Consider the following 13,584-nt stretch of genomic DNA (forward strand, 5'->3'; position numbering starts at 1 on the left):
TCAACTCGACGATTGTCACAGTATCAATCAGCGCCCATGTTGCGCTTTCCACGCGATAAACTCCGAGGGCCGTAAACCATAGCGTGCCAGAACACCTTCATGCAGCCTTCGCAACTCTTCAACAATCAGTGCCTGTACGGCCGATCGCTCTTGCTGCGGGACGTTCTCTGACACCGCTTGTTCAATGGTGCTGAGTGGATCAAGTTGGATCGACGTGACGACCCCACGGACAGTCTGTTTGATAAGATCCCGCCATGCTAGGCGAAGTGGGTCAGGTTCGGCGAGATCCCGCTTGATGGCAAGATATTCTTGGGTTGAACGTTCATAAGCCCACACGTACAGGTCGCGTAGCAGTTCGATGCGGGCCATTTCGTACACACCGAGGGTGGCGCGGCTGTAGGCCTGTTCTGGTACATCGAGGAAGGTGAGCGGGCAGAGGTTGCCACGAAACAGGGGGAGATTCGCGGCTAGGCGGGAAGTGCGTTTATTGATGTCGGCAAAAGGTTGTAGGTAGGGCAAGTGCACCATCATGAAAAACGATTGTTCAAACGGATCGTGGATCTGATTGGCTTTGCTCAGCACCTCGTCCAGCACCTCTTCGATTTGTTGTGCCGTGGATAACGGGCGATAGATACTTTTACTGATGTCGACAGCATGTTGGCGAATGCGCCCCTCATCGGCAGGGTTGGGTAGCAAGTTTTCCGCCAGGGCGCTGTGCAAGTTCATCAGGGTGTAGCGGTTAAATTCGGCACTGTCGATGTTTTCGACCAGTAACTCGATCGCGGTTTTATGGTTCAGGATCATCTGCGTTTCGATGGCTCCCTTACCCCGCGCGGCCTTGCCGTGCTCGATAAGTTCACGGGTGTCTAGCCTGCTATAGGTATTACCTTCCAGGTGGCTCGATGCCCATGATAAGTCGATCAACAAACGGTTCAGGATCGCTCGACTGTATGTGCCGGCAGGCTCATCGATGTCTGTGGTCTTGCCCATGTTGTGCAACTGACGGCGCAGTGATTCGGACAGGTAACAGGTTTCGTTGGGATGATATGCCTGCAAGAAATCATGCTGATAGCCCACGGGCTTGCGGGCTGGGAGGGGCTGGTCGATATAGGCAAGGATATCCAGGCTGTCGGCAGAGAGTGGGATGAACGCGGGGAAACTGTCCACCTTGGCTATCCGGGGCTCGGTATGGCTCTCGGAGTCAGCATGATAGCGGCGAGCCCGTCCTTCGCCTTGGGCTGTGATGTGGCCGCTTTCAATCAGCTTGGCTATCAGGCGCTGTGCGGTGCGTCTGGCTATGCTCGGGTGGCGGCCCAGCAGTTCAGCCAGCGTCAATCCGCTTTCGGATCCCCTGATAGTCTCTAGTAGGTCTGTGGTCGCTGACATCGTGTTTGTTGGCGCGTTTTTCATATATATGGCGCCATTTTGGCGCAGTTAACTAAACTGCGCCAGTTTTAGTGGCAAGTTTGGCGCAGTTTTGCGGTGGCTTCATAGGTTAACGTTTGGGGTTTGAAAGAGTCCTGCATCGTTGATGGTATGGTTTAGATGGGCTAGTTTAAAGGCGCAATGATACAGGGAGCCGCCTCGCCATGTCCTACGCTGCTTATCGTTCTGTTCGCCAGATCCGCCAACCGAAGGGGCTGATGGCCTCGCTGGCCTTGCCCCAGGAGCTTGTGGGGGCGCATCATCTCATTGTGGCTGGAATGGCTCCCTCCATCGTCAATGAACTGGCTGCGTTGCTGGGCTGCGACGTCAAGATAGTCTGTCAGCTGGTTGGCATTGACCGCTCGACGGTGACACGCAAGCGCACTGCGGCGGCCCTGCTGTCCCGCGCTCAGAGTGCCCGTATCTATTCATTCGTTAGTGTGATGGAGGCTGCGGAGTCGCTGTTCGAGGGGGACAGGGGGAAGGCGCTTGAGTGGTTGAACAAACCTGCCCGGGCGCTGGGAGGAAACCCTCCTGCTACTTTCCTGACGACCGCTGTCGGAGCTCAGGCAGTTATCGATCTCATCGGCCAGATTGAGCATGGCGTCGTCGTTTGATGGCGACCTATCTCGCTGAAGGCGTTACCGCTCGACAGCGGTGTCCAGCATGTGCAGGAGAAAGCCAAGTATTGTTCAATTGACGTCACCCGAGTCAGTCACATTCCCCCTTGCATATCGGCTAAATGATCCCGCTCCCTCGACGATTACCCACTTGGTGAATTGCATCTCCATTCCTGACTTCATTCACAGTACCTGCCTGCGGTAGGCCTGCCATGCGCAGGTTCAGAGGTTCGGTGTGTGGCTGAATCGGTTTATCGCTAAGGAACTGTTTGAAAACAAAATACATTTTTATGTAATGTGTTAGTAACGGGTGATACACGGGGTTTACATGAGGACGAAGGAGTCAGGGAACTATCAGATCCATCCGGCGTTAGTCGCGTTTCGTGAGGCGTGGTTGGAGTTGGGCTTCAAGACTGGGCTGCCGATTGCCGATCAATTCCATACGCTCTGGGAGTCAGCCATTATTCTCTATCGTCCCTTGTCGTCAGGCGATGATGTGGGCAGTGCGCTTATGATCGTAGGGCCATTGTTGCCAGTATTGTCTTGGCCGTCGCCAATCAAACCGCCGCCTGGGCAACGATTGATCCCCTGCGGGCTGAATGATGGTGAGGTCGAGCAGCATCTGGCCGGGGAGTGGCTGAGGTTGATGACGCTGTTAGGGGAGCCCCGTCTCATCGAATGCAGCCGACGAATTTTCAATCGCGTTCTGACAGACGAGCAGCGTCTTAACTGGTTTCAGAAGAAGCGGTTGTCTCAAGACTATTGGGCCAAGGTGTGCGGGTTGTCCCGGGAACAGCTGGCGCATGCTCAGGAGGCGCTGAGCAAGTCCCGGCAAAAAGACAAAAAGAACGGGATGGTATCGGTGCCCGAACCTAACTTCTTCTTGCAGAGGTTAGCCGATGAGTGATGACCTTTCGCAGGAGCAGGCAGTGGAGGGTCTTGACGCTGAACCCGCCCGTTCCCTTACCCGACAGCTGGTGTTTCCGGAGGCGTTGGCCGAGTGGCACCGGCAAATCCTTGAATCGTTGCAAGCCTGCTGTCAGGGGATCCTGGGATTGGATCCAACACTGACCGCGTTGTTGGCCGCCGAGCTGCAGTGGATCGATTCTGTCTCATCCAAAGAGATGCTGCCCCCATCGCCACTCTCTGCCATGCAAATGCGTGAGCGGTTGAGTAAAGATCGGAGACTCAGCCAATTCTATCTCGTTGACGCCATCTTGGCGGAATTGCGTAGTGGCCATAGCCTCAACGGTGAGCTATTTGCTCAGCTCAAGTCCGTGACGATCCTGGCCGTCTTGGCGTTATCACATATCAATTTTTCTCAGGGTATTGCCGAGCGGGACCAAACGGTCGAAGAGGCGCTGCGCAACGTCAGGCTGATGGCGAACAATCAACGTGAGGTGATGATTAAGGCCCTGTCTGAGGTCGATTTTACGCAGCCGATACTGACGCTATTGCAAGCCATCAAGATCCAGAGAGAGCAATATGCCAATAACAAGCAGGTGAGCGTCAATACAGGGGCCTTGGAGGCCCTACTGAGCCGACTCTATAAGGCGCGAGCCAAAGAGATCAAAACGGGTACCCGGTCAACCGGCGAACGCCAGCGGTTCCAACTGGAGGCGCGTTATCAAGAGCAGCTCGACGAGCAGACCCAAATCCTGTTGCTACGGGAGGTTCTGCTGCAGCGCGGCAAAGTCAAACTGACCGAGTGGGAGGGTGAAGAGGAGCGAGGAACCCTCCCTGAGCAGCAGACGCTGCTGGTGTCCTCTCAGCCACAGGGGTTGATGGATATTCAGGCGAGGGTTTTGCAAAGCGCCTCGGTAGCGCTCTCCATGTCGATGCGTCATCTGCAGTTGCCGGCCAACCTTTGGATTGCCACAGCGTCACAGATCACACGCCTCGTCGATGCCTTGATGCCTCAGGCGGTCGATGAAACGGCGTTGCCGGCGCTGTCGATCCTGCTGCAACTGGTGATGGGCACGAGTAGCGAGGACTTGCACAAGCTGCCGGTCTGGCCGAGTACTGAGATTAAATTGCCTGCTCCTGGCTCTCGATTTGCCGATGACGACGGACCCTCAAAGAATGCCAGTGGTATTTGGCGGCTTCCTCATGGGGCGTATCTACAACGCTATGTAGAGGTTGCCCACAGCCGAGTGCATAGGAAATTGCACTCTTTTTTGCCAAAGAGCGACTTATTCTTGCAGCTACCTTTGCCAAAATGGGCCACTCATTTATTGGTTGGACACGGTTGGAGGACATTGAGTAGTAGCGCGCAGGTGGATTGTTTAGCGCGAGCAAATGAGCGAGCTGGCACGGCCTTGACCATGCGACAGCTGCAAAACTACCAGCGTGCTTGGTTGCAAAGAGAGGGGATTGATAGCGCCATTGCCGGTATCCTGCGTGGCAAGGCGGCTCAGCAATGTTCCCCTATGGCCTACAGTCATGTGCCACGTAAAGACGTGTTGCAGATCTGGTGCCGTTATTTGGCCTCCATGGGGATGACCGCGGTGGTGCTGGCACCGGAATTAGAACAAGGAGCTGTCGGATCACGCCTCTATCCTAGCGTTGGCGAGCTTGCTCGACTCCTAGGAAATTATCAGCAGTACCTCTGTGCACGACTCAGTGGGTCACGGCAGCAGCGTCCAACGCTGACGCAATATCATAACCTCCTCGTGCGCCACAGTTTGTTGATCCTCCATCTTTCTACTGCCGCCAGGCCCGTGACGGAGATGTACGGCAGGCGTGGCGATTACTGCCTCATCAGTCGCTTTATCCGGCTGACAGACAAAGAGGGACGATCTGTGAGCTCGGCCAGGTTGGTGCCATTGTCAGCGTTGGCAGTGCAGCAACTGCAAGCCTGGGAGCGCTATTTGACATATTTGGCATGTCAGCGTGAGCCGCTGCTGGCGCCGTTAGTGTCGGCGGCGGAGCAAGCATTGAGTGGAGCTGGAGCGCTCCTGTTCTGGGCGGTCGAGGCCAAAGATGGCAGCCTGGAAGGCACAGAAATCGTCACCCCAAATTCGATGATGAGGCAGTTCGAAAATCTGTTGCCCCTGGCGCCAAACTGGCATCGCCATTCGGTGCGCAGCCACCTGCTGGAGCAAGGCGTGGCCACCGAGTTTATCGATGCGCTGCTTGGTCATGAGGAGATGGGGACAGAGTTCACAAACCAGTACAGTAGTGCGGCGTTGAGCGATCTATTTACCCTGACGGACGTGCTGGACAAATGGCATCAAACCCTCGGGTTGAAGGTGATGGGCGAATGGACAATCCACTGATCGATTGGCGTGAACAGCTTCGAAAGGAAGATGAGCGTGCAGCGAACGTTCTTCGGTCTGGTCGGGCTATGCGTCGGGATCGTCTCAAACGTGCTCAGGTGCAAATAGAGCGTCGAGCACTGGATGCGCTGTTGCAACATTTGCCCGGCCTATTCAAGGAGCCAGCCGATGTCCGAGGGTTTGAGTATCTGTGGCCATTGGCGATGAGCACGTTGACGGGCAAGTATAGGCGACAGTCTGAATTCAAGGCTGGGCTGCGAGCCATCCTGCTTTGCCTGCAGCAGGGCAATACCAGCGGGTATTGGCAGTTGCCGTTGCCGACAATCCCCCTGACGGTGCTTCGGCGCCCGCTACCTTACACTGAAAAGTGGTTTGACAAAGCGCAGCGCTGTAGTCAAGCGCTGCTGAACTGGCATAGACAGATCGAGGCCCGCGACACTAGCCTGATCGAAGCTGAAGATTTACTGGCCGACATTCTTCATAGCGCGGTGTTTTACTGCGGTGTACACCAGACGGCGATTTTGCACGCACTGATGCTGGCCATCGCTGAGCGGCGAAGATTATGCACGAATGGCTCAGTTGTTTGGTTGCCTTTGACGTTAGAGAGCAAGGCGTTGGCCACCAATGCGCACGATAGAGCAGGGAAGGGGGTTACCGAGCTCCAGATTTTCCTAAGCCTGCCGACTCTGGGGTTGGTACAGCGCTGGTATCGTCGGCGCGGCAAAACGTTTGAGCTTGCCGTTGAGCTCGACACATTCAGCTTATGGGCCCAGAGACATCTGACTGCACCCCTGCGCGGGATCAAAGAGTTTTGCCAAGGGGCGAGTCTGGTAACCGGTGGGCAAGCCGGGGTCCGCTGGCCACAGATCCTGACTCATGTGGCATCTGGGGCGTTACACAGTGTACCACTGCCTCATGAACACTGGCTTTCACTGCATCATCCGACGGTTGCGGATGGTCACCAAGTGGTGTGTTTGGCGCAGGAGGCGAGTACCGGATTAGTCGATAACCTGACGGCAGGCAGTTCCAAGCGTCGGCGCTACCATGGCGAAGACCACCCTTATTCATCCTTACTGGCTCGGTTGCGAACGGTGTTGGCGGAAAAGGAGAGCGCGACTCGCAAGCAGACGAAGGCAAGCTGCCTCGCAGGACTGAATCGGTTGCGCAATGAGCAGACCCTCAGCAAGTCAGAGCAGATCCTGGTCGGGTGGCTACATCAATGCATCGCAAAGAACAAAAACAAGCCTTCGACGCTGCGCAGTTACCTTAGTCGCGGTGGTCAGCAATGGCTTGTTCGGTGCTTTGATCATGATCTCGGCTTATGGGATGGCGATCGTTTTCTGAGCTGTTATCGAGCATTGCTGGAAGAGTATGGGGGGACTTCAAATCTGGTCGTCGACCCGGCGCTCTCTGGTGCGGTTGAACGGACGGACCTGGAAAGATCCTCCTCCGCAGAGCCGGAAAGTTCCTCTTCCGAGGCGCCCGTTAGCCAAAAGAATGCTGTCAGCTACATGGCTGCACGCTTGACCAGCCTGCACAGCTATGCGGTGGCGAGTTACCACTTGGCCCCATTGCCGGAGGAGCTGGTCCCGCGCGAGCGCCAGCGGCCCCATGTGCGTGCCACCTATCTCAGTGAACCTCTCTTTCGACAGTTGCTGCGTGGAATGGAGCGGATGACGCACACCTCATCGAGTTACCGAGAGTGTCTGAGCGCGTTATACATCGTGGCTTATCGTGCTGGACTGCGCTTGAGCGAGATCCAAAAGCTCAGGTTGAAAGATATCGAACGCAGTCCAGAGTGCTGGCTATATATTCGCGATACCCGGCTTGATGATGGCAAGAGTGACAGTGCCACCCGCAAGATCCCCCTGGGGGTCTTGCTGACCCCGGAAGAGCGTACTCGATTGGATGCGTACTTGTCTGGGTTATGGCCGCGAAAGGCGAAAAACGCGAACGCGCTGGCGTTTCCCTCACAGAGCGGTTGGTTGATACCGATGTCGGATGAAGAGATCAGGGGGCCGTTAACCAGTATCCTTCGGCAGGTTGGTGGGAAATACTATACCTTCCATCATCTGCGGCATACGGCATTGAGCCGCCTGCAACTGCTGCTACATCACGAAGCTCTGGCACTGCACAGTTTGCCAGGGTGGGCACATTTCCTGCCTTGGTCGGCCGCACAGTGTACCGCTATCTACCAGACCATCACACACTCATCCACTCAGGGGGATTATTGGGCGCTGGCCCAGTTTGCTGGCCATCAGAGCCCGGAGACGACGTTGCACTCATATTTGCATTTTACCCACTGGGTCAATGCAGCGTGTCTGTTGCAGGCCAAGTACGACTGGTCTTTGTCACTGCGACACCACTTCACCGGGCTGTCTCGTGCAAAGCTCACACAGAACGACTGGTTGGAGGGGCCCTTGACATGGCAGCGCTGCCGGGAGGCCCTGCTCCAGTCGCTTTCGCCTTATCTTCAACAGGTCTCCTGGGTCCTGATGGAGTGTGCACCTTACCCTCCCTTGGTTAAACACAAGCTGGATTTTGATGCCGCTCTGGAGCTGATCGCACGGTTCGCACGACATGAAGATATCACCGATCAACTCAATCGTTATCAACTCACACCCGCTATGGTCGATGAGTTAGTTGAAAAAATTCATTTACTTAAAGCATTTAAGACTCAGCGGGGAGCACAGCGATTGCTCTACTCAACGTCACATCATCTGAATTTGCTTCCTGGAGCCTTGCGCAGTCATAAGGAGCAAGTCGAACTCCGTAAAGTGGTTAAACTGGCTCGCCAGGTCTATCGCGAGCAACGAGCGGCTTTCATCGAATGGATTGGCTATCTGCTAGTCCGAAGCAATACTCGCAACACTGGGATCCCCTTCACGGATCCACAGATGTTGCAAGCCTTCCTGAGTGTGACGGTGTTACTGCTGCCAGCGACACGGATTGCGATCGAGGTACGATGTGGCGCCAAACGGAGTGAAAAATCCCCATGGCGGGAGGTCATCTCACGCTATCGCGTGAAGAGTGAATTCATTGAAAAAAGTGGGGCTAACCGGGCACTACTGCGAATAATTCATCCTGACGAGGCGGGTATCTGTCAGCGTTCTACTGAGCGGCAGCAAAATGCTGACACGGTAAAACCAATGGCGCGCTACAGCACTCCGTTGCTGCGGACAGTCGCCTATGTCGTGGCGCTGAAAGTAATGAGCATCCAAGAGCTGGTATCGCTAGGTAACAAGAAGAAAGCCGACTTTGCACGTCAAACCGCGCGTGAGCTTACAGATTGAACGTGCAACATGCTGAAATAGAATAAAAATCTATTTGCTTCGCCATTTTGCCAGCTGCCTGACCACTGCGCGCTGCGCATCTGATGTGGATAGGCCTTGAAGGGGCAGGAATTGCTCTGCTTGCCGGCGCTGCTGTCGAGGGCTGAACCAGCTTTTCCCATCCTTATCCATGTTCCAAGGGCTCGAAACGGCGCGTTGGAGTATTGGCAAAAAGTCATCCGTCGTTGCGTCGCGTGATAGCTGGCCACGCAACTGAGCGCGCCAGCGTTTGTGCCAAATCCGCTTGTCTTCAGCTTCAGACGTCGCTGTTGTGTAGCCAAACATGGGGGTCTTTCGTCGACTTCGGCTCATTTTTTTACCTCATCTCAGGGGGGATGAAAATTTATCCGGAGTATCGATGGGAAAGTGCATATTGATGAGGTGAGGAAGGCTGGGATGGTCAGATTGACTACCACGTCACCGTTCCCCTGACCTCGTTAAACCAGACCTTTTGGGTTCTCTCGTAAGAGTCTTTTGTTACATTCCACCGAGATTCTCGGGAGGGTGACCCACCACTTCAAACAAATCACCAATCTCAATTCTTAAATGGTGGCATAACTGTTCTATTACTTCTAACTCCACTCGCGTTGCCGTCTCATTGTAGAGACGATGCAAAGTGTTTCGATTGATACCCGTATCTCTGGCAACTTCGGCAACTTTGAGTTTCCGTTCACCCAAAATTCGGGATAGATGGCACTTAATCATCACTCCTCCATAGAAAAAAGACCTGCAGGATGGCAAAAATCGTTGCACTAACGATTTGTGGTGCTAAAATCCCTCCTGTGGTGCATTTGTTTTTTTTGAAGAGAAAAAAGAGAGGATATGATTATGGCATACACCTACCTGACAACAGAAGAGCTCTCTGCTCGCATCAAGTTCGATCCACGTACTATCCGCAATCAGCTGAAAGACTCTGTCCTGCTCGAAGGGCTGCACTATATTCGCCCGTTTGGCGGTCGTAAGTTGTTGTTTCTCTGGGAGCCTATCGAAGAGGAAATGCTCAAGCACAGCGCAATGTTCGAGTCGTTTCAGGGCTAGGGGAGGTGGATTCTTATGGCAACAGTATATAGCCTTAACCAATTGCTTTACCTCGATTTTTGCTTCAAGGGGAAGCGCTGTCGTGAGCGCACTGGGTTACCCGATACAAGCCAAAATCGCCACAAACTGAAGCAGTATTGTGAACGGTTGGAGGCACAAATCACCCTCGGGCAGTTTGATTTTTGCAAAACCTTCCCAAACAGCCCGCGTTGTGGCTACTTCACCAAACTGGCCGAGCGGGAAGCCGTGTTGCGGGCTGGGTGCCCTCTGTTGTCTGATTTTGCTGAGCAGTGGTACCAGGAAAAATCGGCCGAGTGGCGAACCTCCCAGCAGGAGACCATCCGCGACATTCTTGATTGCCATCTGCTGCCGCACTTTGGCAATCAGCCGCTGAGCGTGATCGATAAGTCTGCGATCTTGGCATTCAGGACAATGATCGCTCGTTTGCCCGGGAGAGGTGGCAAGCCGATCTCAGCCTCACGGGTCAACCACATCATGACGCCGCTTCGCATGATGTTGGCAGATGCGGCAGATCGGTTCGGTTTTGACTCGCCCTGGCGCAATATCCGAGCACTCAAGATCCCCCGTAGCAACATCATGCCCTTCAGTCTTGAAGAGATTGGTCGACTGCTGGCAGTGGTGAGGGCTGACTTTCGCCCTTATTACACCATCCGGTTTTTTACCGGGCTACGTTCGAGCGAGATCCACGGTTTAACCTGGCGCCACATCGATTTCGAGCGCCGGCAGATCCTGGTGTATCAGGCATGGGTCCGCAATGAACTGATCCCGACGAAAACCGATGGCTCCTATCGCGCGGTGCAGATGAGTGAGCAGGTTTATCAGGCATTTCTCACTCAACGCGACCGCTACGATGGCAAGGTCTCACCAGATGGGTTTGTTTTCTGCACGAAGCACGGCAGCCCGTTCGAGGATCGCAATGTGGCCAATCGGGTGTGGTACCCATTGCTGTCGTTGTTAAAGCTGGAGAAGCGCAAGCCCTATCAGACAAGGCATACCGCCGCCACGCTCTGGCTCGCGGCAGGTGAGAGCCCTGAGTGGATAGCAAAGCAACTGGGCCATAACAGCACTCAGATGTTATTCCGGGTCTATTCCCGTTACGTGCCTGATCTGTCGGGTCGGGATGGGCATGCCTTTGAGCAGATGTTGGCGGGATTCGAGCAGCAGCGGCTTGCCTCGAAGGCGCTGGCGGAAAGGTGGGATTCACACGATGGGGAGGCGGGTCATGGTACACGTCACTGAATATGCGGATTGCGGCGAACTGATGTGGGCAACCAGACTGGCGGATAGCGAGGGCGAGTATGAGTGTTGGGAATTGTTATCGCCAAAGGCCGTCCATCGAGTCTCGGTCTCAGATAAATGCATGGCAACTATTGCGCCGTCGGGGCAGCTGGTACTGGCAATGCTGGGGATGGAGCAGCAGTCTGTCACATTGCGCAGTTGTCGCGCTCTGGAAGGCATCACAGGGGACGAGGGGCGTCAACTGTGGGAGTTTCACCTTGGTTTGGCCCTCAATGAGTCGCATGGCCAGATGATCCAGGCACTGTGGCGCTTCTATGCCATGTTACCGCCCGGCGGGTTACGGCGCTTTTCCCTCGGGATCCTACGTGACCGGCGTTTTATCACCGGGTTTTATCGAGGCAGGGCGAGCCATCACCATCATCATGACCATGTGGGTGTGCTGGAGCACAGTGTAGAAGTGGCGATGACAGCCAGGATGTTGTGTCGTCAATACCGGCTTGATGGACGCACCGCCGACGTCGCCTTCCTAGGGGGATTGCTGCACGATGTGGGCAAACTCTACCTCTACTACAACGTGGAAGCCGGAGAGGGGATCTGCTCCCAGCATGAAGCCCTGAACTTCATGAAGTTGGAGCCACACCTGCAAAGTCTGATGAGCCAGGATCCCCGGGCATTTGAAGCCCTGTCGGCCTGCTTGTCCGCATCGATTGGCAAGCCGCTTATCCAGTATATGCCGGAGACTATCGTCAAGATGGCGGATCGATTATCGGCCGAAGTATTCAACTGGCGCAGGGTGTTTGCAGGATTGCCCGATTTTTACTGGTTTCGGAAATCGACCAGCGATACGCGGATTTACAAGCGGCTGGATTGATGGCGTGGTCGTGGGCTTAAACCGGTTTTAAAGAAGAGCTGGCAAGATGGTGGCATCACCCACAACGTCCGATGGGGCTCTTGCCGGGGGTAAACAGGTTGCGTGTTGAGATAATGCGGGAGGCAATATGTTGGTAAAAGCGATAGTTCCGACGGAGCAGGTCGTAGATGTTATCTGTGATGTGTGTGGTGACTTTCTGGAATTGGATTTTGCTTTTGGCCATGATCTCGCACCTCGATAACTGTACGTAAGATCAGTATAGTTCGTGGTAACTGACTGCTAATCATGGGTAATCAGGAAGGGTTTAATCAGATAGCAAAACACCGAGATGTTGGTAGTCACACAAGGGAAGGTGCGAATAAGTGGGGAGTTATTGTCAAATGTGGTGTATGGAGTCAGGCGGCGTTCCTGTCTGACTCTTCCTGCATCTGTATTCCGTCCTTGAACTTCACGTTGTTTACCACCAACGTCAGCAGCGCAAATCCCTTGAGCCGCTTCCAGTTCTTTTGGGCCGACTCCAGCAGCTTATAAACCATCGCCAGCGTGGTCTCCCGTGAACCACAGTTTCTCGCTCGCTTGGTGCGTAACCGGACCGTCGAAAACGTTGACTCTATCGGGTTAGTCGTCCGGATACTGACCCAGTGCTCCGCCGGAAAATCATAGAACGCCAGCAGTTCATCCCGGTCTTTAACCAGTTTATCCATGGCCCCTGGATACTTCGCTTCAAAACGGGTCAGGGTGCGATCAAACGCCTTGTGAGCATCCTCTCTCGTCTCGGCCATCCAGATATCATGCAGCGCCTCCTTGACCTTGGGCTGTACCGACTTGGGCAGCACCGACAAGACATTCGCTGTCTTGTGAACCCAGCAGCGCTGATGGGCTGTGTCCGGGTAGCACTTGGCCAGCGCCTTCCAAAAGCCCAGTGCCCCATCCCCGATGGCCAGCTTGGGACTGAGGGTGAGCCCTCTGCCTCGCAGTCCCATCAGCACCTCCGTCCAGCTTGTCTCTGACTCCCGGTGACCATCCTCCACCGCAACCAGCTCCTTGCGCCCGTGCTCGGTCACCCCGATGATGACCAGCAAACAGAGCCGGTCATCCATGCGCACGTTGCTGTATATCCCGTCGGCCCACCAGTAGACATAGCGAGACTTGGTCAGGTCTCGTTGTCGCCACCGCTGGTGCTCATCAATCCAACCTTGCTTGAGCCGGCAGACGGTGTTGGCTGACAGCCCCTTGGCCTGGTCGCCGAGCAGCGCACAGAGGGCCTCCTGATAGTCCCCACTGGATATCCCCTTGAGGTAGAGCCACGGCAACAGCTCCTCGATACTGCGGGAGCGCTTGAGATAGGGCGGCAGCAGGGTGCTGGTGAAGTTGATACCGGAGCCGCTGCGGTCGCGTACCTTGGGCACTTTGATTTCAACGTCTCCGATGCCGGTTTGGATAGTCCGCTGGGGCAGATACCCGTTGCGCACTACCGCCTGGCGGCCATCAGGGAGTCGCAACTCTCGATGCTGCTCAAGCATGATGGCGAGCTCCGCCTCCACAGCGTGTGCAATCAGGTCCCTGGCTCCGGCGCGTAGCAGCTCGGTGAGCATGTCGCCGGGCTTGCCTTCTGGTTGTGGCAGGACAGTGAGGGTAGAATGTTTCATGGCGTATCCGCTCTGTTGATTGAGATTCTTGCAGGAATCAATCAGCAGGATACGCCACTCCTTCTATCCCTCCGTACACCAGAAATCACCATAACTCATAAGTGGGTAGCA

10 protein-coding genes are annotated in these 13,584 nt (G+C 55.0%); 7 read left to right on the top strand and 3 right to left on the bottom strand.

Features of this window, described 5'->3' with window-relative positions; all coding sequences use genetic code 11:
• Positions 1–27: 27 nt before the first annotated feature.
• Positions 28–1,335, bottom strand: coding sequence for a Fic family protein (locus tag ACPW74_RS07560; RefSeq protein WP_021140687.1), 1,308 nt, complete (start codon positions 1,333–1,335; stop codon positions 28–30).
• A gap of 254 nt (positions 1,336–1,589) precedes the next feature.
• On the opposite strand from ACPW74_RS07560, the gene parS reads away from it, so the two are divergent.
• From parS to ACPW74_RS07580, 4 genes are all read left to right on the top strand, one after another.
• Positions 1,590–2,042, top strand: a complete 453-nt coding sequence (gene parS / locus ACPW74_RS07565; protein ID WP_021140686.1) for a type II RES/Xre toxin-antitoxin system antitoxin — start codon at positions 1,590–1,592, stop codon at positions 2,040–2,042.
• Positions 2,043–2,373: 331 nt separating this feature from the next.
• The gene (locus tag ACPW74_RS07570; protein ID WP_021140685.1) at positions 2,374–2,952 is read left to right on the top strand and encodes a hypothetical protein; all 579 of its coding nucleotides are present in this window, start codon (positions 2,374–2,376) and stop codon (positions 2,950–2,952) included.
• Complete coding sequence (locus ACPW74_RS07575) at positions 2,945–5,323, top strand: site-specific integrase (RefSeq protein WP_043171236.1); 2,379 nt, start codon at positions 2,945–2,947, stop codon at positions 5,321–5,323. Before ACPW74_RS07570 ends, ACPW74_RS07575 begins: the two co-directional genes overlap by 8 nt.
• Complete coding sequence (locus ACPW74_RS07580) at positions 5,308–8,616, top strand: tyrosine-type recombinase/integrase (RefSeq protein WP_043171237.1); 3,309 nt, start codon at positions 5,308–5,310, stop codon at positions 8,614–8,616. Before ACPW74_RS07575 ends, ACPW74_RS07580 begins: the two co-directional genes overlap by 16 nt.
• Positions 8,617–9,132: 516 nt before the next feature.
• On the opposite strand, the gene ACPW74_RS07585 is transcribed toward ACPW74_RS07580, so the two are convergent.
• Entirely contained in the window at positions 9,133–9,360 is a 228-nt protein-coding gene (locus ACPW74_RS07585) for a helix-turn-helix domain-containing protein (RefSeq protein ID WP_059169915.1), read from the bottom strand.
• A gap of 123 nt (positions 9,361–9,483) precedes the next feature.
• Here ACPW74_RS07585 and ACPW74_RS07590 point away from each other — a divergent pair, with 123 nt between their 5' ends.
• From ACPW74_RS07590 to ACPW74_RS07600, 3 genes are read left to right on the top strand one after another with little or no spacing between them, the layout of a single operon-like run.
• Complete coding sequence (locus tag ACPW74_RS07590; RefSeq protein WP_021140683.1) at positions 9,484–9,693, top strand: hypothetical protein; 210 nt, start codon at positions 9,484–9,486, stop codon at positions 9,691–9,693.
• Positions 9,694–9,708: 15 nt separating this feature from the next.
• Entirely contained in the window at positions 9,709–10,953 is a 1,245-nt protein-coding gene (locus ACPW74_RS07595) for a tyrosine-type recombinase/integrase (protein ID WP_010674969.1), read from the top strand.
• The gene (locus tag ACPW74_RS07600) at positions 10,937–11,824 is read left to right on the top strand and encodes an HDOD domain-containing protein (protein ID WP_425858843.1); all 888 of its coding nucleotides are present in this window, start codon (positions 10,937–10,939) and stop codon (positions 11,822–11,824) included. The genes ACPW74_RS07595 and ACPW74_RS07600 overlap by 17 nt, the downstream gene beginning before the upstream one ends.
• Positions 11,825–12,219: 395 nt before the next feature.
• Here ACPW74_RS07600 and ACPW74_RS07605 read toward each other — a convergent pair whose 3' ends face one another.
• Positions 12,220–13,473, bottom strand: coding sequence for an IS256 family transposase (locus ACPW74_RS07605; RefSeq protein ID WP_113069873.1), 1,254 nt, complete (start codon positions 13,471–13,473; stop codon positions 12,220–12,222).
• Positions 13,474–13,584 lie beyond the last annotated feature (111 nt).

Source organism: Aeromonas sp. INTO2 (genome assembly GCF_049860605.1).
Lineage (GTDB): Bacteria > Pseudomonadota > Gammaproteobacteria > Enterobacterales > Aeromonadaceae > Aeromonas > Aeromonas caviae.